The sequence below is a fragment of the Erwinia sp. SLM-02 genome (assembly GCF_037450285.1).
Lineage (GTDB): Bacteria > Pseudomonadota > Gammaproteobacteria > Enterobacterales > Enterobacteriaceae > Erwinia.
Genome location: NZ_JAQISN010000001.1, coordinates 2783783 through 2810390, shown reverse-complemented (window position 1 = coordinate 2810390; position 26608 = coordinate 2783783). Strand labels below are relative to the sequence as shown.

The 26608-nt window shown below is 56.2% G+C and carries 29 protein-coding genes and 1 other RNA gene; 19 read left to right on the top strand and 11 right to left on the bottom strand.

Features of this window, described 5'->3' with window-relative positions:
* Positions 1 to 36 precede the first annotated feature (36 nt).
* Together ssrA and smpB are read right to left on the bottom strand one after the other, a co-directional pair.
* Positions 37 to 401, bottom strand: a transfer-messenger RNA (tmRNA) gene (gene ssrA, locus PGH32_RS12935).
* 47 nt (positions 402 to 448) lie between these two features.
* Entirely contained in the window at positions 449 to 931 is a 483-nt protein-coding gene (smpB, locus tag PGH32_RS12930; protein WP_200545635.1) for an SsrA-binding protein SmpB, read from the bottom strand.
* 160 nt (positions 932 to 1091) lie between these two features.
* Between smpB and PGH32_RS12925 the strand changes: the two genes are divergently transcribed.
* Both PGH32_RS12925 and PGH32_RS12920 read left to right on the top strand, forming a co-directional pair.
* The gene (locus PGH32_RS12925) at positions 1092 to 1526 is read left to right on the top strand and encodes a type II toxin-antitoxin system RatA family toxin (RefSeq protein ID WP_314422734.1); all 435 of its coding nucleotides are present in this window, start codon (positions 1092 to 1094) and stop codon (positions 1524 to 1526) included.
* Positions 1519 to 1806 (top strand): RnfH family protein, encoded by a 288-nt coding sequence (locus PGH32_RS12920; RefSeq protein ID WP_337894212.1) that lies wholly within the window; start codon positions 1519 to 1521, stop codon positions 1804 to 1806. The genes PGH32_RS12925 and PGH32_RS12920 overlap by 8 nt, the downstream gene beginning before the upstream one ends.
* Before the next feature lie 54 nt (positions 1807 to 1860).
* Here PGH32_RS12920 and bamE read toward each other — a convergent pair whose 3' ends face one another.
* From bamE to nadK, 3 genes are all read right to left on the bottom strand, one after another.
* Positions 1861 to 2208 (bottom strand): outer membrane protein assembly factor BamE, encoded by a 348-nt coding sequence (gene bamE / locus PGH32_RS12915; protein WP_314422739.1) that lies wholly within the window; start codon positions 2206 to 2208, stop codon positions 1861 to 1863.
* Positions 2209 to 2394: 186 nt separating this feature from the next.
* On the bottom strand, positions 2395 to 4056 hold the full coding sequence (gene recN / locus PGH32_RS12910; RefSeq protein WP_337894211.1) for a DNA repair protein RecN: 1662 nt from the start codon (positions 4054 to 4056) through the stop codon (positions 2395 to 2397).
* An 86-nt stretch (positions 4057 to 4142) separates the two neighbouring features.
* Positions 4143 to 5021, bottom strand: a complete 879-nt coding sequence (gene nadK, locus PGH32_RS12905; RefSeq protein WP_314422744.1) for an NAD(+) kinase — start codon at positions 5019 to 5021, stop codon at positions 4143 to 4145.
* A 122-nt stretch (positions 5022 to 5143) separates the two neighbouring features.
* On the opposite strand from nadK, the gene grpE reads away from it, so the two are divergent.
* Positions 5144 to 5725: a nucleotide exchange factor GrpE gene (grpE, locus tag PGH32_RS12900; protein ID WP_337894210.1), complete on the top strand. Its 582-nt coding sequence runs from the start codon at positions 5144 to 5146 to the stop codon at positions 5723 to 5725.
* Between the two features lie 48 nt (positions 5726 to 5773).
* Here grpE and ung read toward each other — a convergent pair whose 3' ends face one another.
* Positions 5774 to 6454: a uracil-DNA glycosylase gene (gene ung, locus PGH32_RS12895; protein WP_337894209.1), complete on the bottom strand. Its 681-nt coding sequence runs from the start codon at positions 6452 to 6454 to the stop codon at positions 5774 to 5776.
* 276 nt (positions 6455 to 6730) lie between these two features.
* On the opposite strand from ung, the gene grcA reads away from it, so the two are divergent.
* Complete coding sequence (grcA, locus tag PGH32_RS12890) at positions 6731 to 7114, top strand: autonomous glycyl radical cofactor GrcA (protein WP_200561566.1); 384 nt, start codon at positions 6731 to 6733, stop codon at positions 7112 to 7114.
* 228 nt (positions 7115 to 7342) lie between these two features.
* On the opposite strand, the gene srmB is transcribed toward grcA, so the two are convergent.
* Positions 7343 to 8671, bottom strand: coding sequence for an ATP-dependent RNA helicase SrmB (gene srmB / locus PGH32_RS12885; protein WP_314422752.1), 1329 nt, complete (start codon positions 8669 to 8671; stop codon positions 7343 to 7345).
* Positions 8672 to 8803: 132 nt separating this feature from the next.
* Between srmB and trmN the strand changes: the two genes are divergently transcribed.
* Positions 8804 to 9541: a tRNA(1)(Val) (adenine(37)-N(6))-methyltransferase TrmN gene (trmN, locus tag PGH32_RS12880; RefSeq protein WP_337894208.1), complete on the top strand. Its 738-nt coding sequence runs from the start codon at positions 8804 to 8806 to the stop codon at positions 9539 to 9541.
* Here the strand turns inward: trmN and nadB are convergent.
* Positions 9530 to 11143 carry an L-aspartate oxidase gene (gene nadB, locus PGH32_RS12875; RefSeq protein WP_337894207.1) on the bottom strand — a complete coding sequence of 538 codons (1614 nt, stop codon included), beginning with the start codon at positions 11141 to 11143 and terminating at the stop codon, positions 9530 to 9532. The genes trmN and nadB overlap by 12 nt on opposite strands.
* 472 nt (positions 11144 to 11615) lie before the next feature.
* Between nadB and rpoE the strand changes: the two genes are divergently transcribed.
* From rpoE to acpS, 11 genes are all read left to right on the top strand, one after another.
* A complete protein-coding gene (gene rpoE / locus PGH32_RS12870) occupies positions 11616 to 12191 on the top strand; it encodes an RNA polymerase sigma factor RpoE (RefSeq protein WP_105593184.1) in 576 nt (191 codons plus the stop codon).
* A gap of 30 nt (positions 12192 to 12221) precedes the next feature.
* Entirely contained in the window at positions 12222 to 12872 is a 651-nt protein-coding gene (rseA, locus tag PGH32_RS12865) for an anti-sigma-E factor RseA (protein ID WP_337894206.1), read from the top strand.
* Positions 12872 to 13825, top strand: a complete 954-nt coding sequence (gene rseB / locus PGH32_RS12860; protein WP_314422759.1) for a sigma-E factor regulatory protein RseB — start codon at positions 12872 to 12874, stop codon at positions 13823 to 13825. Before rseA ends, rseB begins: the two co-directional genes overlap by 1 nt.
* Positions 13822 to 14286: a SoxR-reducing system protein RseC gene (gene rseC, locus PGH32_RS12855; protein ID WP_314422760.1), complete on the top strand. Its 465-nt coding sequence runs from the start codon at positions 13822 to 13824 to the stop codon at positions 14284 to 14286. Before rseB ends, rseC begins: the two co-directional genes overlap by 4 nt.
* A 238-nt stretch (positions 14287 to 14524) precedes the next feature.
* Positions 14525 to 16324, top strand: a complete 1800-nt coding sequence (gene lepA, locus PGH32_RS12850) for a translation elongation factor 4 (RefSeq protein ID WP_314422762.1) — start codon at positions 14525 to 14527, stop codon at positions 16322 to 16324.
* A 29-nt stretch (positions 16325 to 16353) separates the two neighbouring features.
* Positions 16354 to 17307, top strand: coding sequence for a signal peptidase I (lepB, locus tag PGH32_RS12845; protein WP_314422764.1), 954 nt, complete (start codon positions 16354 to 16356; stop codon positions 17305 to 17307).
* A 139-nt stretch (positions 17308 to 17446) separates the two neighbouring features.
* The gene (rnc, locus tag PGH32_RS12840; protein ID WP_123336864.1) at positions 17447 to 18127 is read left to right on the top strand and encodes a ribonuclease III; all 681 of its coding nucleotides are present in this window, start codon (positions 17447 to 17449) and stop codon (positions 18125 to 18127) included.
* A complete protein-coding gene (gene era / locus PGH32_RS12835) occupies positions 18124 to 19029 on the top strand; it encodes a GTPase Era (protein WP_314422767.1) in 906 nt (301 codons plus the stop codon). Before rnc ends, era begins: the two co-directional genes overlap by 4 nt.
* Positions 19030 to 19034: 5 nt before the next feature.
* A complete protein-coding gene (recO, locus tag PGH32_RS12830) occupies positions 19035 to 19772 on the top strand; it encodes a DNA repair protein RecO (RefSeq protein ID WP_337894205.1) in 738 nt (245 codons plus the stop codon).
* A 72-nt stretch (positions 19773 to 19844) separates the two neighbouring features.
* Positions 19845 to 20576: a pyridoxine 5'-phosphate synthase gene (gene pdxJ / locus PGH32_RS12825; protein WP_337894204.1), complete on the top strand. Its 732-nt coding sequence runs from the start codon at positions 19845 to 19847 to the stop codon at positions 20574 to 20576.
* Positions 20576 to 20956 carry a holo-ACP synthase gene (acpS, locus tag PGH32_RS12820; protein ID WP_337894203.1) on the top strand — a complete coding sequence of 127 codons (381 nt, stop codon included), beginning with the start codon at positions 20576 to 20578 and terminating at the stop codon, positions 20954 to 20956. The genes pdxJ and acpS overlap by 1 nt, the downstream gene beginning before the upstream one ends.
* Before the next feature lie 95 nt (positions 20957 to 21051).
* Here acpS and PGH32_RS12815 read toward each other — a convergent pair whose 3' ends face one another.
* Both PGH32_RS12815 and PGH32_RS12810 read right to left on the bottom strand, forming a co-directional pair.
* A complete protein-coding gene (locus tag PGH32_RS12815) occupies positions 21052 to 21300 on the bottom strand; it encodes a YfhL family 4Fe-4S dicluster ferredoxin (RefSeq protein WP_314422776.1) in 249 nt (82 codons plus the stop codon).
* A gap of 187 nt (positions 21301 to 21487) precedes the next feature.
* The gene (locus PGH32_RS12810; RefSeq protein WP_314422779.1) at positions 21488 to 22327 is read right to left on the bottom strand and encodes a MurR/RpiR family transcriptional regulator; all 840 of its coding nucleotides are present in this window, start codon (positions 22325 to 22327) and stop codon (positions 21488 to 21490) included.
* Between the two features lie 276 nt (positions 22328 to 22603).
* On the opposite strand from PGH32_RS12810, the gene murQ reads away from it, so the two are divergent.
* From murQ to tadA, 3 genes are all read left to right on the top strand, one after another.
* Positions 22604 to 23503, top strand: a complete 900-nt coding sequence (gene murQ / locus PGH32_RS12805) for an N-acetylmuramic acid 6-phosphate etherase (RefSeq protein ID WP_337894202.1) — start codon at positions 22604 to 22606, stop codon at positions 23501 to 23503.
* Positions 23504 to 23686: 183 nt separating this feature from the next.
* Positions 23687 to 24325 carry a phosphatidylglycerophosphatase C gene (gene yfhb / locus PGH32_RS12800; RefSeq protein WP_337894201.1) on the top strand — a complete coding sequence of 213 codons (639 nt, stop codon included), beginning with the start codon at positions 23687 to 23689 and terminating at the stop codon, positions 24323 to 24325.
* A gap of 60 nt (positions 24326 to 24385) precedes the next feature.
* The gene (tadA, locus tag PGH32_RS12795) at positions 24386 to 24880 is read left to right on the top strand and encodes a tRNA adenosine(34) deaminase TadA (RefSeq protein WP_314422785.1); all 495 of its coding nucleotides are present in this window, start codon (positions 24386 to 24388) and stop codon (positions 24878 to 24880) included.
* Between the two features lie 2 nt (positions 24881 to 24882).
* On the opposite strand, the gene mltF is transcribed toward tadA, so the two are convergent.
* Entirely contained in the window at positions 24883 to 26340 is a 1458-nt protein-coding gene (mltF, locus tag PGH32_RS12790; RefSeq protein WP_337894200.1) for a membrane-bound lytic murein transglycosylase MltF, read from the bottom strand.
* Between the last annotated feature and the right edge of the window lie 268 nt (positions 26341 to 26608).

Below are 26608 nucleotides of genomic sequence, written 5' to 3'. Positions count from 1 at the left end.
TTCGGCGGACAATTCTGGTATCGCCGCTGAAGAATTTGGTGGAGCTGGCGGGAGTTGAACCCGCGTCCGAAATTACTACACCGTCGGCACTACATGCTTAGTCCAGTCTTTACATTCGCCGGTTAGCTGCGGACGGACACGCTACTAACAAACTAGCCTGATTAGTTTTAACGCTTCAACCCCAGGCAGGGCTTCCACGCGATCTCTTTTGGGTTTGACCTCTCTTTGATCCCCGTCTTAAGAGCGGAAGCTAGGGAGAGAGGGCTATTAGCAGGTTATTAAGCTGCTAAAGCGTAGTTTTCGTCGTTTGCGACTATTTTTTTGCGGCTTTTTACGAGGCAAACCGCCCCTCGGCATGCTCCTAGGGCTTCGCAAATCCCGTCGAATCCAGAATCAGCCCCAAGTAGAAAATCAGTATATCAGAAAAACCTGCCGCTGTGCCAGTAGCTTAGCGATTAGCGTGCTTCATAATGCGCGATTTGTCTAATTTCCATTCGCGCTCTTTGATGTCATCACGCTTGTCGTGCTCTTTCTTACCTTTCGCCACGCCGATCTTCAGCTTGGCCCAGGCGTTTTTCCAGTACATTGACAGCGCCACGATAGTGTATCCGTCGCGGTTGGCTTTACCAAAGATGGTGTCGAGTTCGCGCTGCTTCAGCAGCAGCTTGCGGCTACGAGTAGGATCGCAAACCACGTGCGAAGAGGCCACGCTCAACGGCTGGAATGTAGAACCGAACAGAAAGGCTTCACCGTCGCGCAGCAGAATGTAGCTGTCGCTGATATTGGCCTTACCGGCGCGGAGAGATTTGACTTCCCATCCCTGTAGCGAAAGCCCGGCTTCGAACTCTTCTTCAATGAAGTATTCGTGGCGGGCGCGCTTGTTCATGGCAATGGTAGCGGAACCGGGTTTGTTTGCTTTTTTCTTTGTCATAGTGCCACTTAGTGTACATGAAGCGGTGATTTTTGGCATCCCCTGTAACGCGACCGAAAGGGGAAAAGGGTATTCTAGCAGAAGCCAGGCAGGAGAGAATTTTTGTTTGAATCCCGGCAATGGTATTATTTATAAGTTCTAAGATTAGACAGGAATGGTTATGTCCCAGATTAGTCGTTCGGCGCTGGTGCCGTACAGTGCTGAGCAAATGTACCGGTTAGTCAATGATGTTAACAGCTATCCGGAATTTTTGCCGGGCTGCACCGGCAGCCGCGTGCTGGATGCCAGCAACGATCAGATGACCGCGTCCGTAGATGTTTCTAAGGCCGGCATCAGTAAAACCTTTGTTACCCGCAATACCCTGACGGATAACCAGAGCATCCATATGCAACTGGTCGATGGGCCGTTCCGCAAGCTGAGCGGCGGCTGGCGCTTTACGCCACTGAGTGAAGAAGCCTGTAAGGTTGAACTGAACCTGGACTTCGAGTTCACCAATATGCTGGTTGAACTGGCATTCGGCCGCATCTTTAAAGAGCTGGCCAGCAGCATGGTTCAGGCATTCACTCTGCGTGCCAAAGAGGTCTACAGTGCCTGATATCGCGGTTGAAGTGGTTTATGCCCTGCCGGAAAAGCAGTATCTCTACAGCGTGAAGGTGGCGGAGGGGAGCACGGTTGAACAGGCGATTAAAGCGTCGGGCCTGCTCGACCTGCGCAGCGATATCGATCTCAGTGCAAATAAGGTCGGCATCTTCAGCCGTCCGGTCAAGCTGCATGATGAGGTGCAGAGCGGCGATCGTATTGAGATCTACCGGCCGCTGATTGCTGACCCGAAAGAACTGCGCCGCCAGCGGGCTGAACGCGCGGCAAAAAAATAAGGCGCATCAGCGCCTTATTTTATTTCCCTTCTACGCCGGTGATGGCGCAGCGGATTAACCCTCAGACTTTGTCAGAGCCGGTTTATTATCAATGTTGGTCAGCGTTCCGTTGCTGTCAAAGGTCAGCGTCAGAGTCTGCTGCTTGACGGGCTCATGGCCAGGCTGCTGGCGGAATACGTAATACCAGACGTTGCTGCCAAACGGATCGTGCATCATCGGGGTACCCAGAGTGTAAGCAACCTGCTGTTGCGTCATACCGGTGTGGATCTTGGCAACATCATTGGCAACCAGGTAGTTACCCTGGTTGATATCAGGCCGGTAAACCACTCGCTCCAGAGTGGAACATCCAGCGGTCATCATCAGAAGAACCACCGCAGCAGCAGTCAGCGTTTTACAGCGCATAAGTATGTTTATTCCTTTGTGGCTATTTGTATCCCCACCCACCTGAAGCAGCCGCCCCGGCAATCTGGGTCTATCAGAGTACAACTACGATACCAGCGTAAGTTGCCGATGATAATAAACCTTTACGCAGTTTGAAACCTCTGCGAAGCAAGGATATGACCACAAACCGATAAAAAAGTGCAATGTTCAGGCGGCTAAAAGTTCTTTTGCGTTCGCCAGCGTGTTGCGGGTGACTTCGCTGCCGCCCAGTAAACGCGCCAGTTCCTGCAGGCGAGAACGTTTGTCCAGGCACTGCATATGGGTTTCGGTCATCTCGCCGTCGGTTTCTTTGCTGACAAAGAAGTGCTGATGTCCACAGCCTGCCACCTGCGGCAGGTGGGTCACGCACATCACCTGGGTGGATTCCCCCAGCTGGCGCAGCATTTTACCCACTACGGCGGCGGTCGGGCCGCTGATGCCGACGTCAACCTCATCGAAGATCAGGGCCGGCGTATCCATCTTCCGGGCGGTAATCACCTGAATGGCCAGCGCAATGCGCGACAGCTCACCGCCGGAGGCTACTTTCGCCAGCGGCTGCAGCGGCTGCCCGGGGTTGGTGCTGACCCGGAAATCAATCCGGTCGCCGCCTTCGGCGGTCAGATGCTCAGGATTGAACTGCAGGTCGATGGCGAAGCGCCCGTGCGGCATCGACAGCGCGTGCATGCTTTCGGTAATCAGGCGGCTCAGCTCTTCAGCAAAGTGAGCGCGGCGCTCGTGCAGCTGTTCCGCGCAGTGGAGGGCTGCGGCATGATGCTGCGCCACCGCCTGCATCAGTTCATCCTGATCGCTTTCCTGCTGTTCCAGCAGCAGCTGTTCCGCCAGCAATTGCTGATGGAAGCCGGGCAGTTCTTCCGGCGCGATATGGTGCTTGCGGGCGAGGCTAATCTGCCGTGAAAGGCGTTGTTCCAGCTCGTGCAGACGGTTCGGATCCAGATCCAGACGGTCGCAGTAGTGGCGCAGTTCGTCGCTGGCTTCGCTAATCTGGATGGCGGCCTCTTCCAGCATGCCGAACACGCCGCTGAGTTTATCATCCATCTCGGTCAGCTCGGCCATCAGCTGGCGAACGGTATACAGCTGGCTTTGCAGGTTGTGGTCTTCGCCATCCGCCAGCACCAGCAGCGCCTGCTGGCTGACGGAAAGCAGATGACCGCTGTTGGCCTGGCGCTTGTACTCTTCATCGATCTGCTCGTATTCGCCCTGTACCGGCGCGAACTCGTTCAGCTCTTTCAGCTGGTACTGCAGCAGTTCACGGCGCGCTTCACGCTCCTGGGTCTGCTGCTGATGATGGGCGAGGTTACGGCAGCTCTGGTGCCACTGGCGATAGCGCTGCGCCATGTTTTGCAGCAGCAGCGTTTCGCCGGCATAGGCGTCCAGCAGGGCTTTCTGATGTTCGGGTTTCAGCAGCAGCTGATGTGCGTGCTGGCCGTGGATCTGAATCAGCGCCTGGCCCAGCTCACGCAGCTGGGAGAGCGGCACCGAAGTGCCGTTGATAAAGCCACGCGAACGGCCGTCGCTGCCGATCACGCGGCGCAGCAGGCATTCGTTGCCGTCATCAAGCTGGTTTTCGCTCAGCCAGCGCTGGGCGGAAGGCGTATCCTTCAACGAGAAGCGGGCGCAGATGTCCGCACGCGGGGCGCCCTGGCGAACCATATCCGCTTCGGCACGACCACCCAGACAAAGCCCCAGCGCATCGATAGCGATGGACTTACCCGCACCGGTTTCGCCGGTGATTGCCGTCATGCCGTGCTGAAAGTCGATCTCCAGTTCACGAACGATAGCAAAGTTACTGATGGTCAGTTGTGCCAGCATAGTTGCCTTCCTGTATGAAAACACATATATGGTTTTTCATACAGTATATACTGGTTTTATGACCAGTAAAGTAGCCAGGTGCAGTTTTAGAACAATTTTTTTGACCAGCCGAGTTTTGAACTTAGCGTATTGAAATAGTTATAATTTTTAGGGTGAATCAGATTCAGGTGATAGTCACTGCGGCGGATCAGCACATCTTCCCCTTCCTGAATCGGCAGGGCGATCTGGCTGTCGCAGCTGATTTCCAGATCGCTGCGCAGGGAGGAAAAGCGCAGGCGGATCGTACTGCTGCTGTTTATCACCAGCGGCCGCGCCGACAGGGTGTGGGGGAACATCGGCACGATGGCAATCGCGTCCAGCGACGGGGTCAGGATCGGGCCCCCCGCTGAAAGAGAATAGGCGGTGGAGCCGGTTGGCGTGGAGATGATCAGGCCGTCGGAACGCTGCGAAAAGGCGAAGCTCTCATCGATATAAACTTCAAACTCAATCATATGGGCCACTTTGCCCGGATGCAGAACCACTTCATTGATGGCGGTGCCGATGCGCGGCGCGCCCGACTGGCGGCAAACCTGCGCTTCCAGCAGGAAACGGCTTTCAACAAAGTATTCGCCTTCCAGCACGTCCGCCAGCTGCTGCTGGGCGTTATCCGGGTCCAGGTCGGTCAGAAAACCGAGATTACCGCGGTTGATGCCGATGACCTTAATGTCGTAGCGCGCCAGCACGCGCGCGGCGCCGAGCATGTTGCCATCCCCGCCGACCACCACCGCGAGGTCCGCCTTCTGGCCAATTTCAGCCAGCGTACCGGTTTCCACTCCGTCCAGTTTCAACTCCCGGGCAATCTGGCGCTCAATAATCACCTGATAGCCGCGCGCGGTCAGCCAGCGGTACAGCATTTCATGCGTGGTCAGCGCGGTAGGATGCCGGGGATGACCGACAATCCCGATGCAGTTGAAGTGGCTGTTCATGATTCTGGCATTCCTTACGAGGTAAACTCCCCCGACAATGTGACTGGTTCCCTTGAAACCGCGATTCTGATCCCCATAATAAGCGAACCAGCGATGGAATATGCACAAACGCGGAGAAATTCATGAGTAGTAAAGAACAGAACACACCAAACGAGCAAGTCTCAGACGAAATTGAGATCGAGCAGGCGAAAAACCAGGACGCAGAGGCAGCAGGTGGGGTAGACCCGCGCGATGAACGCATTGCGCAGCTGGAAGCTCAGCTGGCTGAATCTCTGGGCGGCGTGCGTGATGCACAGCTGCGCGCTCAGGCCGAGATTGAAAATATTCGCCGCCGTGCGGAACTGGACGTTGAAAAGGCGCATAAATTTGCGCTGGAAAAATTCGCCAACGAGCTGCTGCCGGTGATCGACAGCCTTGAACGCGCGCTGGAAGTAGCAGACAAAACCAACCCGGAACTGGCTTCCATGATCGAAGGTATCGATCTGACGATGAAATCACTGCTGAACGCGGTGGGTAAATTCGGCGTTGAAGTGGTGGGTGAAACCAACGTGCCGTTCAACCCGGACGTTCATCAGGCGATGTCGATGATGGAATCAGAAGACGTTGCGCCAAATCACGTGATGATGGTGATGCAGCGCGGCTACACCCTGAACGGTCGCCTGCTACGTCCGGCGATGGTTGCGGTGGCAAAAGCCAAAGGCTGATGCACCGAATGTAAAAAAAAGCACCGAAAGGTGCTTTTTTTTTCGCCGTTATTCAGGAAGGTGCGGCGTCCAGTCGATCGGCGCTTCATTCCGTTCTGCTAACCACTGATTGGTTTTGGAGAAGTGGGCGGAGCCGAAGAAACCGCGATGGGCCGACAGCGGGGAAGGGTGGGGTGCCTGTAAAACGTGGTGGCGCTGGCGGTCGATAATGCTGCCTTTCTTCTGCGCATGGGAACCCCACAGCAGAAAGACCACGCCCTCGCGATGCTGATTGATCGCGGCAATCACGTTATCGGTAAACGTTTCCCAGCCAAACTTAGCGTGGGAATGCGCCTTGCCGCCTTCAACGGTCAGCACGGTGTTCAGCAGCATCACGCCCTGGCGCGCCCAGCTTTCCAGAAAACCGTGGCCGGGCCGCTCAAATCCGGGAATGTCCGTCACCAGCTCTTTATACATATTCACCAGCGAAGGGGGAACCGCCACGCCGGGCAGGACGGAAAAAGCCAGGCCGTGTGCCTGATTCGGGCCGTGATAGGGATCCTGTCCGAGGATCACCACCTTCACCTGCCCCAGCTCGGTCAGGCGAAAGGCGTTAAAGACGTCTTTCTGTGGCGGATAAACCGTTTTGCCGGCCGCACGCTCTGCGGCGACCGCCGCCAGCGTTTCCCTGAAGTACGGTTTCTCTTTTTCCTCAGCCAGCACATCGTGCCAGGTCATGGTATTGACCATCGCCAACTCCTTTAAGTCTGTAGAGCGCGTAGCTTAACGTGGTTTGGAATGGGGTTAAACCTTAAAAAATAATTGAATATTTACAAAATTTTTAGAAATTAATGATTGGGTAAAATTGATATAAAACATAAAGTTACTTCCAGAACGGGTTTTCAGGTTTTTCCGTAGTTGATTTGGGTCAAAGAGGGCGAGTTCCGGGACTGATATACAGAAGACTGGTTTATCCATTCATCCGGGCGCAGTTTCACCCTGCGCCACTGCCTGGGAGGCAACACCATGATTACCGGAATCCAAATTACTCAAGCAAAAAACAGCGCGCTGCTGAATTCATTCTGGCTGCTGGATAGCGAGAAAGCAGAAGCACGCTGCGTGTGCGCGAAATCGGGCTACAGCGAAGATCAGGTTGTGCCGGTCAGCGATCTGGGTCAAATCGAATATCGCGAAATTCCGCTGGAGGTTAAACCCGAGGTCCGTGTCGAAGGTGGCCAGCACCTGAATGTGAACGTATTGAGCCGTGAAACGCTGGAAGAAGCGGTGAAGCATCCGGAAAAATACCCGCAGTTAACCATCCGCGTTTCCGGCTATGCGGTACGTTTTAACTCACTGACGCCAGAACAGCAGCGCGATGTGATTACCCGTACCTTTACTGAGAGTTTATAAGCCATAATCACCGCTTTCATTGGGTGACCTGTCGATAAACGCATCACGCCGGCAATCAGTTTAATTCACTGATTGCTGGCGTTTTTATGGATTTCAGGAACGATCGGGTAATCCGGCGTCAGCCGATAATTTATCTATCAGCAGGAATTAGCGCCAACGGCCCGTTTTTACCGCTCGGGGGCGAAAAAAAACCGCCCATCGAAGGCGGTTTCTTATCATGCAGTGCGATTATTCAGCACCGTCGGTTTTTGCTGCGCTTGGCTTACGGCGCTTACCGACATTTTTGGCGTCGCGGTGGCGGACTTTAGCGCGTGGCTTCTCGTCTTCTTTCGCCTTTTCTTTCTTCTCTTTGCGCTTCGCCAGCACCTTCTTCGACGGTTTGCCTTTTAGCTTCTCGTTTGGCGGGCGGGTGGTCGGACGCAGTTCTTCGATGATGCGCGACTTCAGCGGTTCCTGAATATAGCGGCTGATTTTACCCAGCAGCAGGTTGTCGTGCGCTTCAACCAGCGAGATAGCGATACCTTTCTTACCGGCGCGACCGGTACGGCCAATGCGGTGCAGGTAGGTATCCGCCGTTACCGGCATATCAAAGTTGAACACGTGACTGACATCATCGATATCAATGCCGCGCGCGGCGATATCGGTGGCAACCAGTACGTTCACCCGGCCTTCAACAACGCGCTTAATCGCTTCGTTACGCTTGGCCTGCACCAGCTCACCCTCAAGGTAGCTGGTATTGATCCCGGCTTCACGCAGCCACGCGCAGACTTCATGAACGCGCTCGCGCTTACGCACGAAGATCACCGCACGGGTCACTTCCGGCTGCTTGAGCAGGTGGATAAGCAGGGCGGTTTTGTGCTGCGTATCATCCGCACGGTAATACCACTGCTGGATTTTTTTGCGTTCGCGACGCGCCGGGTCGGCTTCAACTTCAACCGGCTCATTCAGGATACGCTCGGCGAAGTCCTTGATGGCTTCACCTTCCAGGGTGGCGGAGAACAGCAGCGTCTGCTTGCGCCAGCGCGTTTCGGCACTAATCGTCTCAATATCCTGCGCGAAGCCCATGTCCAGCATGCGGTCGGCTTCATCAAGGATCAGGGTTTCAACCGCGCGGCAGTCGAAGTTCTCTTCTTTAATGTACTGCAGCAGACGGCCGGTGGTGGCCACCACCAGATCCTGGTTTTCGCTGAACACTTCCGCGTGGTTCATAAAGGCCACGCCGCCGGTGATGGTCGCAATGTCCAGATGGGTATGCTTAGCCAGTTCGCGCGCCTGATCGGCCACCTGCATCGCCAGCTCGCGGGTAGGCGTCAGGATCAGAACACGCGGCGGGCCGGACTTCTTACGCGGGAAGTCGAGCAGGTGCTGCAGAACGGGCAGCAGGTAGGCCGCAGTTTTGCCTGTACCGGTTGGTGCCGAACCCAGAACGTCGCGACCCTCCAGTGCTGGCGGGATCGCCGCGGCCTGAATGGCTGTGGGGCGCGTGAAGCCTTTTTCCTGCAGGGCTTCCAGCAGGCTTTCGTCTAGTTCGAGTTCGGAAAAAGTGGTTACAGTCATGGTCTACCTCAGTTTGGGGCGCTGATTATAGACAGATTGAACGCGATCTTCATCTGTTTGTATCGGGTTAATGACTTTTCCTTCGTCACGGTTTGCCCTATGCTAGCGCCGTTTCTCTTTCAGGTCAGTCAAATGTCGCAACAGAAAGCCATTCTCCGTGCCAACGGGTTTACCTTTAAACAATTTTTTGTCGCTCACGATCGTTGCGCCATGAAAGTGGGCACGGACGGTGTACTGCTCGGAGCCTGGGCGCCGGTTGCCAACGTGCGCCGTGTGCTGGATATCGGCACCGGGAGTGGCCTGATCGCGTTGATGCTGGCCCAGCGCACGGCGGAGACGGTGCAGATAGATGCCGTTGAGCTGGATGTGGCGGCGGCGGATCAGGCGCTGGAAAACGTGGCCGCGTCGCCGTGGCCCGGGCGGATCCAGATCCATCAGGCCGATATCCTGCAATGGGCACCGGACTGTGAACAGCGTTATTCGCTGATTGTCAGCAACCCGCCGTATTTTTCCCCCGGCTCTGACTGTGCCACCCCGGAGCGCGCCTCCGCTCGTTACACCGGCGCGCTCACGCATGAAGCCCTGCTGGGCTGCGCCGAGCAGGTCATTACTGAAGACGGTTTTTTCTGCGTGATCCTGCCGGAATCCGCGGGCAGTGCGCTGGTGGAAATCGCCCTGCAGCGCGGCTGGCATCTGCGTTTTCGCACCGATGTGGCGGATAACGATACCCGGCCACCGAACCGGGTGATGCTGGCGCTGTCGCCGAAAGCGGGTGAGCAGATGCTGGATCGCATGACCATTCGCGGGCCGGATCAGCGCTACTCGGAAGCGCACTGCAGCCTGACCCGCGACTTCTATTTATTCCGCTAGTCGGGGAGCCAGGATCGTCGGTCTGGCTTCTCCCTGCGCTTCGGGATAATCAAGCGTAAAGTGCAGGCCGCGGCTCTCTTTGCGGTCGAGGGCGCACCGCACCATCAGTTCAGCAACCTGTACCAGATTGCGCAGTTCCAGCAGGTTGTTTGAAATGCGGAAATTGGCGTAATACTCGTCAATTTCCTGCTGCAGGGTGTTGATGCGCCGCAGCGCACGCTCCAGCCGCTTGGTGGTGCGGACAATCCCCACGTAGTCCCACATAAACAGCCGCAGTTCATGCCAGTTATGCTGGATAACCACCCGCTCATCGGAATCATCCACCCGGCTTTCGTCCCATACCGGAAGCGCCGCCACCGGCTCAACGTCGGCAAGACGACGGTCGATATCTTCCGCCGCCGACCAGCCGTAAACCAGGCACTCCAGCAGCGAATTAGACGCCAGCCGGTTCGCCCCGTGCAGGCCGGTGTAGCTGACTTCCCCGATGGCGTACAGCCCGGGGAGATCGGTTTGCCCCTGCTGGTTGACCATCACGCCGCCGCAGGTATAGTGCGCCGCCGGCACAATGGGGATCGGCTGGCGCGTCAGGTCGAAGCCCAGCGTCAGCAGCTTTTCGAAAATGGTGGGGAAGTGGGCGCGGATAAACTCCGGCGGCTGATGGCTGATATCCAGGTACATGCAGTCGGCACCCAGCCGCTTCATCTCGTGGTCGATGGCGCGGGCGACAATGTCTCGCGGTGCCAGCTCGCCGCGCGGATCGAAGTCCGGCATAAACCGGGAACCATCCGGGCGTTTGAGCAGCGCTCCTTCACCGCGCAGCGCTTCGGTCAGCAGGAAGTTGCGGGCATCGGGGTGGAACAGGCAGGTGGGATGGAACTGGTTAAACTCCAGGTTGGCTACCCGACAGCCGGCGCGCCAGGCCATGGCGATCCCGTCACCGGAAGCCACATCCGGATTGGTGGTGTATTGATAGACTTTGGCTGCGCCGCCGGTTGCCAGCACCACGGACCGTGCGCGGCAGGACTCAACCTTTTCACGTTTGCGGTTCCAGATATAGGCGCCGACCACCCGGCGTTCGCCCGGCAGGCCGATTTTGTCGGAGACGATCAGGTCAACGGCGTTGCTGCGTTCAATCAGCGTAATATTGGGGTGGCTGAGCGCCTGGCTGACCAGCGTGGTTTCCACCGCTCTGCCGGTGGCGTCTGCGCTGTGCAGGATACGCCGATGACTGTGCCCGCCTTCGCGGGTCAGATGATAGCGCTCTGCGCTATTTTCCGGGGTTTCTTTATCGAAAAGCACGCCGTTATCGATTAGCCACTGCACGCAGTGGCGGGCATTGCTGGCGATAAACGATACGGCGTCGCGTTCGCATAAGCCACCGCCGGCGATCAGCGTATCTTCAATATGGGACTCGATGCTGTCAGTTTCATCAAACACCGCAGCTATCCCGCCCTGCGCATAAAACGTGGAGCCTTCACTGACCGGACCCTTGCTTAGCACGGTCACGCGGTGTTTTTCCGCCAGTCGCAGCGCCAGCGAAAGGCCCGCTGCGCCGCTGCCAATAATTAAGACGTCACAGCTGTAATCGGAAGAATGCGTCATGGTGTTTAATTTACTAAACAGGTTGTTTGCTGAGCATAGCACTCAAATTAACCAGGCAAAAAGGCTTTTTATCGACCAGTATGCAGAGTGGGTGTGGAATAAAGAGGCGGCGATCCTCCCCGCCACGGCAGCCTTCATGCGCAGGTCAGGGCTGTTAATAGTGTGAACCGAAGCTTTTTGAAGCGATTAGAGGGTGAAAATCCTGGCCCCATGCGTTACTCTGCGGGCGTCGTCGGGGTGATGAACAATGATTTCAGAATCAGAAGAAAGGCAGTGGCTCACAAATCGGTAAAAATGCACAAAAAGGCGTGCTGATTTGTAAATATGCTGCGATGACACCACAAAAATAATGGCGTAATGGAACTTCTCCAATGAAAACCACTCAAATCGCGTGCTTGCTCGAAAATAATATTGGGTTATCACTGGGAGTTTGGTTACGCGTGGAAACAGATTTGGGGAGATTTTACCTCGGATGAGCGAGCAGTTAACGGATCAGATTCTCGTTGAGCGCGTGCAGAAGGGCGATCAGAAGTCATTCAATTTACTGGTGGTGCGCTACCAGCATAAAGTGGCGAGTCTGGTTTCCCGCTATGTACCATCAGGAGATGTTCCTGACGTAGTGCAGGAATCATTTATTAAGGCCTATCGTGCGCTGGAATCGTTCCGGGGGGATAGTGCTTTCTATACCTGGCTCTACCGAATTGCCGTCAATACGGCTAAAAATTATCTGGTGGCTCAGGGGCGTCGTCCGCCGTCCAGCGATGTGGACGCTATCGACGCAGAAAACTTTGAAAGTGCGGGAGCACTGAAAGAAATTTCGAACCCTGAGAACTTAATGTTGTCAGAAGAACTGAAACAGATAGTTTTTCGTACTATCGAAACGTTACCCGAAGACCTGCGCATGGCGATTACGCTGCGCGAGCTGGATGGCCTGAGCTATGAAGAGATAGCGGTCATTATGGACTGTCCGGTGGGTACGGTTCGTTCACGAATTTTTCGTGCACGAGAAGCTATTGATAATAAAATTCAACCGCTTATCCAACGTTAGCAATAACGTACACAGGAAGGGTATTGAGGCATGCAGAAAGAACAACTTTCCGCTTTAATGGATGGTGAAGCACTGGATACCGAGCTGATGTCGGCGCTCAATTCCGATGCAGCACTACAGAAAAACTGGGAAAGCTATCATCTGATCCGCGATACGCTGCGTGGCGATGTCCCACAGCTGCTGGATTTTGATATCGCTGCCCGCGTGGCTGCGGCTATCGAAGATGAGCCAGCTAAATCTGTCACCCGATTGATTCCGGAAGCTCAGCCGAAGCCCGAAGAAGCTGTAGCGATGCCGTTCTGGGGCAAAGTACGCCCCTGGGCCGCTCAGATTACTCAGGTTGGTCTGGCAGCGTGTGTGTCGCTGGCCGTGATTGTTGGCGTTCAGCAGTACAACAAGCCCGTTGCAGGCCAGTCTTCTGACTCCCCGGCGTTTAACACGCTGCCGATGATGGGGCAGGCTTCGCAGGTCAGCCTTGGTGTGCCGTCTGAAAACGCCACCAGCACCAGCAAAGTCAATCAGCAGGTGCAGGATCAGCGTCGTCGCGTTAATGCGCTGCTGCAGGATTATGAGCTCCAGCGTCGTCTGCATGCTGAACAGCTGCAGTTCGATCAAAATCCTGACCAGCAGGCTGCTGCTCAGGTTCCCGGTAATCAGTCCTTAGGAATGCAACAGCAGTAATGAAGCAGCTTTGGTGTGCCGTCAGCCTTCTGGCTGGCAGCCTGATGTACTCCTCTGTCGCCCCGGCACAATCACCGTCCGGGGCGCTGTTACAACAGATGGAGCAGGCAAGCCAGTCTCTCAGTTATGAACTCGCCTATATCAATGTCTCCAGACTGGGGATCGAATCCCTACGCTATCGTCATGCGGTCATTGATAACAAAACCTATGCGCAGCTGCTGCAAATGGATGGACCTCGTCGAGAGATCATTCAGCGCGGCAATGAGATCAGCTATTTCGAACCGGGGCTTGAGCCGTTTACTATGGCTGGCGATCATATCGTTGATTCGCTGCCTGCGCTGGTTTACGCCGATTTTGAGCACCTTGCCAGCAGCTACGATTTTGTCTCGGTTGGCCGCACGCGCATTGCCGATCAGCTCTGCGAGGTCATTCGTATCGTCTCACGCGATGGCACCCGCTATGGCTACGTAGTCTGGCTGGACAGTGAAACGAAACTGCCGCTGCGCGTCGATTTACTGGACCGCGACGGCGAAACGCTGGAGCAATATCGCGTGGTCAGCTTTGCCGTCGATCAGGGCGTCAGTAAGCTGATGCAGGGGCTGGAAACCGCCAAGCTGCCGCCAACATTGTCAGTGCCGGCGGGTAATAAGGCCACGTTTAACTGGAAAGCCGGCTGGCTGCCTGCGGGAATGAAGGAAGTGGCCCAGAGCCGCCGCCAGATCCCGTCGCTTAATCGCCCGGTCGAGTCGCGCCTTTATTCCGATGGCCTGTTCAGCTTCTCTGTCAACATTACCCTTGCGGATAAAAACAGCACATCCCAGCTGTTGCGCACTGGGCGTCGTACGGTGCAGACTGAAGTGCGTAATAATGCGGAAATTACCGTAGTGGGTGAACTGCCTCCTGCCACGGCCAAACGCATTGCTGACGGCATAACTTTAGGTACCACACCATGATGAGAGAATGGGCTACGGTTGTCTCGTGGCAAAACGGCGTGGCAACGCTGCATTCGGAAATTAAAACCTCCTGCAGCAGCTGCTCTGCCCGTAAGGGCTGCGGCAGCCACATGCTGAACAAACTGGGTCCTAAAAATGCCCACGTAATGAAAATTGCCAGCCCCGACCGGCTGATCCCGGGGCAGCGCATTGAGCTGGGTATTGCTGAATCCAGCCTGCTCAGCTCAGCGCTGCTGGTTTACATGTCGCCGCTGGTGGGCCTGTTTATTCTCGCCGGGCTGTTCCAGATGCTTTTCCACAGCGATCTGGCCGCCGCCTGCGGCGCACTGCTGGGCGGCATTGGCGGTTTTATCATGGCCCGCGGAATTTCCAGCGTGCTGGGCCGTTCGGCGTCTTACCAGCCGGTGATCCTTAGCGTTGCGCTCCCGCCGGACGCACTGCACGTTACCACCGATGCCTGATCCTCATCGCCTCTGCCCCAGCCATCACACGGCGGGCAGAGCGAACTTCTGCATAATATTTATCCAATTCTTTGTTTCCACGCCGTTGCTGGTACTATTGGCACCCCGCGATGATTCCACCCCTTTGATATGTAGTGTAGAATGCAGCCTTTCGGGCCTCTGTTCGCCTGTGATATCACGCTCTCCTGATTTTATATCGCGAGAGTTCCAGAATTTGTAAGGCAGAAAAACCTCAATAATGAAGCACATAAGAAACTTTTCGATCATCGCCCACATTGACCACGGTAAATCGACGCTCTCTGACCGTCTGATTCAGATTTGCGGTGGCCTGACCGAACGTGAAATGGCTGCACAGGTTCTGGATTCCATGGATTTAGAACGTGAGCGCGGCATTACCATTAAAGCGCAGAGCGTAACCCTCGATTATCATGCTCCTGATGGTCAGACCTATCAGCTGAACTTCATCGACACCCCAGGACACGTTGACTTCTCCTACGAAGTTTCTCGTTCTCTGGCGGCGTGTGAGGGTGCGCTGCTGGTGGTCGACGCCGGTCAGGGTGTGGAAGCCCAGACGCTGGCAAACTGCTATACCGCGATGGAAATGGATCTGGAAGTGGTGCCGGTTCTGAATAAGATCGACCTGCCTGCGGCCGATCCTGAGCGTGTAGCCCAGGAAATTGAAGATATCGTTGGCATCGACGCCACCGACGCGGTGCGCTGCTCGGCGAAAACCGGCGTGGGCGTGCCGGACGTGCTGGAACGTCTGGTGCGCGACATTCCGCCGCCGGAAGGCGACCCGGAAGGCCCGCTGCAGGCGCTGATCATCGACTCCTGGTTCGATAACTATCTGGGCGTTGTCTCGCTGGTGCGTATCAAGAACGGCACCATGCGCAAGGGCGACAAGATTAAGGTAATGAGCACCGGTCAGGTTTATAACGCCGACCGTCTGGGGATTTTCACGCCAAAACGTGAAGATACCGACGTGCTGAACTGCGGTGAAGTGGGCTGGCTGGTCTGCGCGATCAAAGACATCCTCGGTGCGCCGGTGGGTGATACCCTGACGCTGGCACGTAACCCGGCGGATAAAGCGCTGCCCGGCTTCAAAAAAGTTAAGCCGCAGGTTTACGCCGGTCTGTTCCCGATCAGCTCCGACGACTATGAAGCCTTCCGCGACGCGCTGGGCAAGCTGAGCCTTAACGACGCCTCCCTGTTCTATGAGCCAGAAAGCTCAACGGCGCTGGGCTTCGGTTTCCGCTGCGGCTTCCTTGGCCTGCTGCACATGGAAATTATCCAGGAGCGTCTGGAGCGTGAGTACGATCTCGAACTGATTACCACGGCGCCAACCGTAGTCTATGAAGTACAAACCACGGATAATGAGACCGTCTACGTTGACAGCCCGGGTAAACTGCCGCCGCTGAACAACATTGAAGAGCTGCGTGAGCCGATTGCGGAATGTCACATGCTGCTGCCGCAGGAGTATCTCGGCAACGTCATTACGCTGTGCATCGAAAAACGCGGCGTGCAGACCAACATGGTTTACCACGGTAACCAGGTTGCGCTGACCTATGAAATTCCGATGGCGGAAGTGGTGCTCGATTTCTTCGACCGCCTGAAGTCGACGTCTCGTGGCTATGCGTCACTGGATTATAACTTCAAGCGTTTCCAGACTTCTGACATGGTGCGCGTGGACGTGCTGATCAACGGCGAGCGTGTAGATGCGCTGGCGCTGATCACCCACCGTGATAACTCGCAGTACCGTGGCCGTGACCTGGTCGAGAAGATGAAAGATCTGATCCCACGTCAGCAGTTTGATATTGCGATTCAGGCGGCGATTGGTACCCATATTATCGCCCGCTCAACCGTGAAACAGCTGCGTAAAAACGTTCTCGCCAAGTGTTACGGCGGTGACGTCAGCCGTAAGAAAAAGCTGCTGCAGAAACAGAAAGACGGTAAGAAACGCATGAAGCAGGTGGGTAACGTTGAGCTGCCGCAGGAAGCGTTCCTCGCCATTCTCCACGTAGGTAAAGACAGTAAATAAGGCCGACTTAGGGCTTTGAGGGAACTGGAATGGCTAATATGTTCGCCCTGATTCTGGCGATAGCAACGCTGGTCACCGGGATTATCTGGTGTATCGACAAGTATAAATGGGCACCGGCCCGCCGGGCAAAACGCGCAGCGGCAAAAGCCGAAGGCCAGCCAGAAACCAAAGCGGATAAACAGCCGGGCTGGGTGGAAACCACGGCGTCGGTATTCCCGGTACTGCTGGTGGTGTTTGTGGTGCGTTCATTTATTTTTGAGCCGTTCCAGATCCCTTCCGGATCGATGATGCCGACGCTGCTGATCGGGGATTTTATCCTTGTGGAAAAGTATGCCTACGGGATTAAAGACCCGATCACCCAGACCACGCTGATCCCCACCGGGCATCCTAAGCGCGGTGACGTGGTGGTATTTAAATACCCGAAAGATCCGAGTCTGGACTATATTAAGCGTGCCGTTGGCGTCCCGGGCGATCGGGTCACCTACGATGCGCTGAGCAAAACGGTTTCCATCACCCCAGGCTGCGGCGGTGGCAAGTGTGAAACCGCGGTGCCGGTTACCTACTCCGACGTTGAGCCGAGTGATTTTATCCAGACCTTCAGCGGCTTTAACGGCAATGAAGCCGGAAACGGTTTCTTCCAGGTGCCGCAGGGTGAATCGATGCCGGGTGGCCTGCGCTTAGCCACGCGGAATGAAACCCTGGGTGAGGTGACTCACCGAATTTTGCTGGTGACGCAGATGCCAAGCCAGGCCGCCTCCTATTATCAGCAACCAGGCCAGGAGCAGTCCACCTGGGTCGTGCCGCAGGGCATGTACTTTATGATGGGCGATAACCGCGATAACAGCGCTGACAGTCGTTACTGGGGCTTTGTCCCGGAGCGTAATCTGGTAGGTAAAGCGACGGCTATCTGGATGAGCTTTGAAAAACAGGAAGGCGAATGGCCGACCGGCGTTCGTCTGAGCCGGATTGGTGGCATTCACTAATACTCATCATTGGGTGAGTATATTTAACGGTTGGCTTCCCGCCTGGGGAGCCACTGCACACGAAACAGATCGTGCTGGTGTTCAGGCTCAGCCCTGTTCCGTGTGCAGCATAATTGACGCATTCAGAAATTGGTAAAGCATGAACCCCATCGTAATTAACAAGCTCCAGCGTAAGTTGGGCTACACTTTTACTCATCAGGAATTGTTACAGCAGGCACTGACTCACCGCAGCGCCAGCAGCAAACATAACGAGCGACTGGAATTTCTGGGCGACTCTATTCTGAGCTATGTCATCGCCAATGCCCTTTATCATCGCTTCCCGCGCGTGGACGAAGGGGATATGAGCCGCATGCGAGCCACGCTGGTTCGCGGTAATACGCTGGCGGAAATGGCACGAGAGTTTGACCTCGGTGAATGCCTGCGCCTTGGGCCGGGTGAACTGAAAAGCGGCGGTTATCGCCGTGAATCGATCCTGGCTGATACGGTTGAAGCGCTGATCGGTGGCGTGTTCCTCGACAGCGATATCGGGACGGTTGAACAGCTGATCCTCAGCTGGTACGCCAGCCGTCTTGAACAGATCAGCCCGGGCGATAAACAAAAGGATCCAAAGACGCGCCTGCAGGAGTTTCTGCAGGGTCGCCATCTGCCGCTGCCATCTTATCTGGTAGTGCAGGTTCGTGGCGAAGCGCACGATCAGGAATTTACTATTCACTGCCAGGTAAGCGGCATGGCAGATCCGGTTGTGGGAACCGGTTCAAGCCGTCGCAAAGCTGAGCAGGCAGCGGCCGAACAGGCGCTGATTAAGCTGGGAATTGAATGAACGAACAAACCACCCATTGCGGCTTTATTGCTATTGTAGGCCGCCCGAACGTCGGTAAATCGACCCTACTGAACCAGCTCCTGGGGCAGAAGGTTTCCATTACCTCGCGTAAACCGCAAACCACCCGTCACCGTATTATGGGCATCCATACCGAAGGCGCCTATCAGGCGATCTACGTGGATACCCCTGGCCTGCATATGGAAGAAAAGCGGGCGATCAACCGCCTGATGAACCGTGCGGCCAGCAGTTCAATCGGTGACGTTGAGCTGGTGATCTTTGTTGTTGAAGGCACCAAATGGACCGCCGACGACGAAATGGTGCTGAACAAGCTGAAAGACAACAAGGTGCCGGTGCTGCTGGCGATCAACAAGGTCGACAACATCACCGATAAAAGCATCCTGCTGCCGCATCTGCAGTTCCTCAGCGAGCAGATGAACTTTATGGACGTGGTGCCGATCTCGGCCGAAAAAGGCAATAATGTTGATACCATTGCCAACATCGTGCACAAGCTGCTGCCGGAAGCGGAACACCACTTCCCGGAAGAGTACGTTACCGATCGTTCCCAGCGCTTTATGGCCTCCGAAATCATCCGCGAAAAGCTGATGCGTTTCCTCGGTGCGGAACTGCCGTACTCGGTGACCGTTGAGATCGAGCAGTTCGTCTCCAATGCGCGCGGTGGTTATGATATCAACGGCCTGATCCTCGTTGAGCGTGAAGGTCAGAAGAAGATGGTCATCGGCAATAAAGGCGCCAAGATCAAAGTGATCGGTACGGAAGCGCGTAAAGATATGGAAGAGATGTTCGAGGCGAAAGTGCACCTTGAGCTGTGGGTTAAAGTGAAGTCCGGCTGGGCGGATGATGAACGCGCCCTACGCAGCCTGGGCTATACTGACGACCTCTGATTTTGATGGAAGGCTGGCAACGCGCTTTTGTTCTGCACGCGCGACCGTGGAGCGAAACCAGCCTGCTGCTCGATCTGTTCTCTGAACAGTACGGCAGGGTGCGGGTTCTGGCGAAAGGTGCCCGCTCCAAACGTTCCAGCCTCAAGGGTGCTCTGCAACCCTTCACGCCTCTGCTGGTACGCTGGGGAGGGCGTGGCGAGGTGAAAACCCTGCGCGGCGCTGAACCCGTTTCGCTGGCGCTTCCGCTCAGCGGCACCACCCTCTACTGTGGCCTGTACGTCAACGAACTGCTTTCGCGCGTACTGGAACACGAAACCGCCTTTAACGAACTCTTCTTTGACTACCTGCACTGTATTCAGGCCCTGGCGGCTGCATCCGGCTCGCCGGAACCTGCCCTGCGCCGCTTCGAACTGGCGATGCTGGGCCATCTTGGCTACGGCGTGGATTTCATGCACTGCGCCGGCAGCGGGGAAGAGGTCGCCGATGAGATGACCTACAGCTACCGGGAAGAGAAGGGGTTTATCGCCAGCCTGGTGGTGAACAACCGCAGCTTTACCGGACGACAGCTCCGCGCGCTCTGGCAGCGGGAGTTCCCCGATGCGGATACCCTGCGGGCGGCCAAGCGTTTTACCCGCATGGCGCTGAAACCCTATCTTGGCGGCAGACCGCTGAAAAGCACCGAGCTGTTTCGCCAATTTTTGCCGAGAAAACGAGCGGACGCCGCGCCTGCGGCAGACGAATAGCGACAGGTCATACCCCTGCGCCCGCCGAACGTTGTACACTCGATAAAACATTCGTGATTTTCCGAGGAATCCATGGCTGAGTTACTGTTAGGCGTCAATATCGATCACGTTGCTACCGTACGCAACGCTCGCGGCACCCACTATCCCGATCCGGTTCAGGCCGCCTTTGTCTCTGAACAGGCGGGCGCTGACGGCATTACCGTCCATCTGCGTGAAGACCGCCGCCACATCACCGATCGTGACGTACGCATCCTGCGCCAGACCATTCAGACCCGCATGAACCTCGAAATGGCCGTCACGGATGAAATGATCGATATCGCCTGCGAAGTCGTACCGCATTTTTGCTGCCTGGTGCCGGAAAAGCGCGAAGAGGTGACCACCGAGGGCGGACTGGATGTGGCCGGTCAGCTGGATAAAGTGACCGCAGCGGTTAAGCGCCTGAACGATGCCGGGATTCTGGTTTCTCTGTTTATTGACGCCGATCGCGAGCAGATTGATGCCGCCGTGGCTTCCGGTGCGCCTTATATTGAAATCCATACCGGTGCCTATGCCGAAGCAGCAGAAGGTCCGGCGCGCGATGCCGAGCTGGCGCGTATTGCCGAAGCGGCAACCTATGCGGCAGGCAAGGGGCTGAAGGTCAATGCCGGTCATGGTCTAACCTATCATAACGTCCAGCCGATTGCCGTGCTGCCGGAAATGTACGAGCTGAACATCGGTCATGCGATTATTGGCCGTGCGGTGTTCAGCGGGCTGGCGGACGCGGTTAAAGAGATGAAGCAGCTGATGCGGGAAGCGCGTCGCTAATGGCTATCCTCGGCCTCGGTACCGACATAGTGGAGATTGCCCGCATCGAAGGGGTGATCTCCCGTTCGGGTGACCGGCTGGCGAAGCGGGTGCTCAGCCCCAACGAGTGGGCGCAGTATCAGGCGCACCAGCAGCCGGTGCGGTTTCTGGCCAAGCGCTTTGCGGTGAAGGAGGCGGCGGCAAAAGCCTTCGGAACCGGCATTCGCGGCGGTCTGGCGTTTAATCAGTTTGAAGTGTACAACGACGCGTTAGGCAAGCCGGGGTTGAGATTTTTCCAGCATGCTGAGGAAGTCGCGAAGAAGCTGGGCGTGATGCACGTTCACGTCACCCTGGCCGATGAGCGCCATTACGCCTGCGCAACGGTGATTATAGAAAGTTAATAAACCTGCCCGTTTGTGGGCAGGTTTATGAATAATACCCGCTAAGGAATTTTAATTTGTGCCGGGAACAGGGCATAAAATGAGTGTCAGATCTGTCAGGGATGTAAAATAACAAACTTGTCCCACAGTTGGTCATTAGTTTCAATATGCTGCGGGTTTGTAATAATTGTGTTATCAATCGGACAGACCTGCTGGCAGGTGGGCGCATCGTAATGGCCTACGCACTCGGTGCAGCGATCGGTGTCGATCTCGTAATATTCCATCCCCATCGAAATCGCTTCGTTGGGGCATTCGGGTTCGCACATATCGCAGTTGATACAGCGTTTGGTGATCAGTAGTGCCATCTTGGATGAGGTGCCGTTAAATTAATTCAATCAGTAAGTTAACAACTCGTTAAGTCGAAAACGCATCAACTTACTGCTGCAGATTCAATGCCGTGCACTGTACCACAACTGGCCAACAGCCCCAATAACGACGATTTTTTAATCGTATAAAAACACTCTTCGTTCGCGAACCTTCAGACGGCCATCATCAGGTCAACTTCTTAACCAGTGCCTCACTGTGCCGGATATGGCTGGTTGCGCGTTCAGGATCGCGCTGGATCAGTGCCATAAACAGCAGATCGGTCAGCGCCAGCTGCGCCATCGTCGAAGAAATGGCCGCACTGCGGGTGGTTTGCTCTTCCGCCACCGTATATAAACAGTGCGAAGCCGCCTGCTGCAGCGTATTCGGCGTGAAGCCGGTAAAGGCCAGCACCGTTGCGCCGATTCGCTGTGCTTCCTGCGCCGCGAGGTTTATTTCACGCCGTTCGCCGGTGTAGGAAACGGCCAGCAGCACGTCGCCGGGGCTCATTGCCTGTACGCTGGCCAGTAATGCATGCATATCCTGCTCTGCCACGGCGCTGATGCCGATCTTCATCAGCTTCCACGAGAAGTCTTTCGCCACCAGCCCGGAAGCCCCGATACCCACCAGAACAATCCGCTTGGCGTTTCGCAGCAGGCGCAGCGTCTCCAGCAGCATCTCTTCGCTGTTGATATCCAGCGTGGCGCGGATAGCCGACATCTTTTCCGTAAACAGCTTCTCGCCCACGGTTTTAAGCGGATCGTCACTGAGGATCAGATTGTGAACGGTTATCGCGTCTTTATCCGCCAGCGATTCACTCAGCGCCAGCTTCAGCGCAGGGAACCCTTTATAGCCCAGCTTTTGGGCAAACTTTACGACGCTGGACTGGCTGACCCCGGATTCATCCGCCAGCTTTTGTGAACTCAGGTGGCGCGCGCGGTCCGGCTGCGACAGCAGGTAGTCAGCCAGGCGGCGCTCATTCAGTGCCAGGCTGGGATACAGCTGACGAATGCGCAGCAGTGAACTCATCTCTTTTCCTCTTGCCAATTCGAATTCATCACGTTGAATTAACGGCAATGATAACAGGCGTGACGCAAAGTCTAACCCCCTGATTAACAGTTTCTACGCGGCTGGTGGGCAAAATGCGCGCGACCGGCGCTTTAACCGCGGTACGTGCCGGATTTTTCTGCTTCTCGCCGTCAGAGTAACGTTTACAATGATCTTAGTGTAAAAACGGTTTATTTTGAATAAAATATTCAGTAAATGAAATATCTGTTCGAATTAAAAATTCAGTCAGGGGGAAATATGGATCTGGGGTCACTGGTGTCAGAAAGCCGCAATGCAGACACGCTCGATCTCGACAGCCTGTCAACGCTGGAGATGGTCACCCGGTTTAATCAGCAGGACGCCACCGTCGCCTCTGCCGTCAGTCTTACGCTGCCGCAGGTTGCACAGGCCGTGGATGCCGCCGCCGCCGCCCTGTCGGCCGGCGGGCGCATCATCTATACGGGCGCCGGTACCAGTGGACGCCTCGGCGTGCTGGATGCTTCCGAATGCCCGCCAACCTTTGGCGTGCCGCATGACCGGGTGATCGGCCTGATTGCCGGCGGGCAGGGTGCCATGTTTAAGGCCGTTGAGGGCGCTGAAGACGATGAAGCACTGGGCGCCAGGGATTTGCAGGCGCTGGATCTCAGCCCGAATGATATGGTGATCGGTCTGGCCGCTTCCGGCCGCACGCCTTACGTGATTGGTGCGCTGCGCTATGCCCGTCAGCTGGGATGCCGGACGGCAGCCGTTTCCTGCAATCCCGGATCGCCGATTGCCCGTGAAGCCGAAATCGCTATTTCACCGGTGGTGGGGCCGGAGGCGCTGACCGGCTCGACCCGCCTCAAATCAGGTACCGCACAAAAACTGGTGCTGAATATGATTTCCACCGGGGCGATGGTGAAAATTGGTAAAGTCTGGCAAAACCTGATGGTCGACATGAAAGCCACCAATATCAAACTGGTGGATCGTGCCCGTCGTATGGTTTGTGAAGCGACGGGCTGCACCCCGCAGCAGGCCGAGGAGGCGCTAGGGCAGGTCGAATACGAGGTCAAAACGGCCATACTGATGATCCTGGCCGATCTGTCAGGTTCAGAGGCACGTGAGCGTCTCGCCCGGCACGGTGGTTTTTTACGCGCTGCGCTTAACGAAGAACGGTAAAAGCAGGTTCTCCACCGACTTCTGACTACACTTAACCGTTGTGCGCTGCGGATGTGGCGTCGCTCTGCTGTTGGTGAACTAAGCCCGACGGCGAAGAATGTGAGTAGTGGGCCGATCGATGAGGCTGAAAAACAGCTTCCTCTTCACCCAATTTTAAGATTCATTGACTGCGAGGAGTAAGGTTTGACAACCAGTCAGGAACGACGCGTAATTTTTTTTGACCTCGACGGGACGCTGCACCAGCAGGATATGTTTGGTACCTACATGCGCTGGTTGCTGCGGCGCCAGCCGTTAAACCTGCTGCTGGTTTTACCGCTGCTGCCGGTGGTGGCTGCGGGCCTGCTGCTGCGGGGCCGCGCTGCGCGCTGGCCTATGAGCCTGCTGCTGTGGTCAATCACCTTTGGTCACAGTGAACAGCGTCTGCTGCAGCGGGAAAAAGAGTTCGCCCGCTGGTTTCGTCAGCGGGTAAAAGCTTTTCCTGTGGTGCAGCAGCGCCTGACGGACTACCTGAACAGCGATAATGCCGATGTCTGGCTGATCACCGGTTCACCGCAGCCGCTGGTGGAACAGGTCTATTTCGATTCCGCCTTTCTGCCAAAGGTGAAACTGATCGCCAGCCAGATGTCCCGCGCCCGGGGCGGACGGGTGCTGGCGCTGCGCTGCCTGGGTCATGAAAAGGTCGCGCAGCTGGAGGAGCAGATTGGCACGCCCCTGCAGCTTTACAGCGGCTACAGCGACAGTAATCAGGACAACCCGCTGCTGTTCTTCTGCCAGCATCGTTTCCGCGTGACTCCGGTGGGCGAGCTGCAACAGCTTGAATAAGCGCGGCCCCCGGGCGTAATCAGTGTATAATGTCGCGCTTTTTTTCCGCTGGAGACTCAGGTGAGCGACAATAACGATGAATACTGGATGCGCCACGCGCTGATGCTGGCACGCCGAGCCTGGGACGAAGGGGAGGTTCCGGTAGGCGCGGTGCTGGTTCATGAAGGGCGGGTGATCGGCGAGGGCTGGAACCGGCCTATCGGTCACCACGATCCTACCGCACATGCCGAAATCATGGCGCTGCGCCAGGGGGGGAAAGTCATTGAGAACTACCGGCTGCTCAACACCACGCTGTACGTGACGCTGGAGCCGTGCGTGATGTGTGCGGGGGCGATGGTCCACAGCCGTATCGGTCGACTGGTGTTCGGCGCGCGTGACGAAAAAACCGGGGCGGCAGGCTCACTGCTTGACGTGCTGGGGCATCCGGGCATGAATCATCAGGTGCAGATAGATGAAGGCATTCTGGCGGTGGAGTGTGCCGCGATGCTCAGCGACTTTTTCCGCCATCGCCGCGCGGAAAAAAAAGCGCAGCGCCAGGCGGGAAAGCCGCTTTAGCCTCAGTTCATTGCCAGCTGCGGCGGTACGGCGGGATAGGCGTTGCCCAGTTCGGCTTCCGTCGCCGCCTTCTGCGCCAGCTTCCTTTCCTGATCGTCCAGATACCCCACCAGGCTTATCTGATACTTACGGATATTTTCTACGTAGGCGTAGGCTTCGTGCCCGCGCGCGTAACCATAGGTGGTCTGGCTGTAATAGCGCTTCTGGCTCAGCATCGGCAGGCGCAGTTTAACATCTGCCCAGCTGTCAGGGTTACCCTGCTGCTTTTCCGTCAGCTTACGCGCGTCCAGCATATGGGCGTAGCCCATGTTGTAGGCGGCGAGGGCGAACCAGATGCGTTCGTCATCGGGGATCCCCGCCGGCACTTTTTCCATCATCCTCACCAGATACTCGCTGCCGCCGCGCACGCTCTGCTCCGGATCGGTACGGTCCGTAACGTTAAGGCTGTCGGCGGTATTTCGCGTCAGCATCATCATCCCACGTACTCCGGTAGGCGAAGTGGCCTGCGGGTTCCAGTGTGATTCCTGGTAAGAAATGGCCGCCAGCAGCCGCCAGTCGATGCTTTGCGCATACTTTTCAAACAGCGGCTGGATCCCCGGCAGCGTGCCGTCGATGGCGCGCAGGAAGGTCCGGGTGTCAACGTAGTCGAAGGTGCCGACGTGGCCGAGGTATTTCTCATCCAGCCGCGCCATCGCACCTTCTTCGCCCATCTGGTTATAGAAGTCGAGCATCGCCGCATTCAGGCTGTCGTCCTGCTCACGCGGGATATACCAGGTCACCGGCTCTTCATCGGTGATATCAAACGCCACCGCCAGCTGCGGGTGAATGCGCTGCATCAGGCCGATGGTCACCGAATCCCCCACCGTATAATCGATCTTACCGTCGGCTACCGCCTGCAGCAGCGTCTGCGGCGTCTGGTCGGTCGAAATCGCCCAGTCGAGGTCCGGGTACTGGTTCTCTTTCGATCCGCGCAGGGTGGAAAGATAGGCCGAGCCGGAAGCCACAATCAGCCGTCCTTTCAGATCGCCGAGGTTTTTCGGCCTCGCTGCGCCGATGCGGTACACCAGCTGCTGCGAAACGGAATAGTAGGTCGGCCCGGCGCGGAAATGCGCCAGGCGTTCATCGTTGTAAATTAAACCGGCCGCCAGCACATCAGCTTTGTCATCTTCCAGATCGTCAAACAGATCGCTCAGGTTCGGGCGCACGGTTACTTCAAGCTTCACACCCAGATAATCGGCGAAGCGTTTTGCCAGCTCGTAGTCCATACCGGCCGGTGATTTATTGACGGTGTAATAGGTCAGAGGAGAATTTATCGTGCTGACACGTAAAACTCCTCGCGATTTTATCTGCGCGACGCGGTCGGTTGCCCCGCCGTACCAGGGTATCGACGGCCACAGTGCAAGCGCGAGCAGCACCATAACCAGCCCGATGAGCAGGTAGTTTAATTTTAGGCGTTTCAAATAGTTATCTCTCGGTGGCTCTCAGGTATCTGTCTTTAATGGCAGTATTTATTGGCTATAATTGCTCCTGAGCGTGGAGCATTTTGCGCAACTCCGCGTGGCATCGCAACCTAAATCAACCTGAATCGTGTGATTTTCAGCCAATTCTGGATGTCGATTAATTCTGCGCAAACGGTTTCGTAACCGGTGGGGATTCTCTATAATAGCGCCCGTTTTCCCTGTTGCGCCCAATGAAGCGTCGCCCGGCGCTTCGAGACGAGAGATCTTT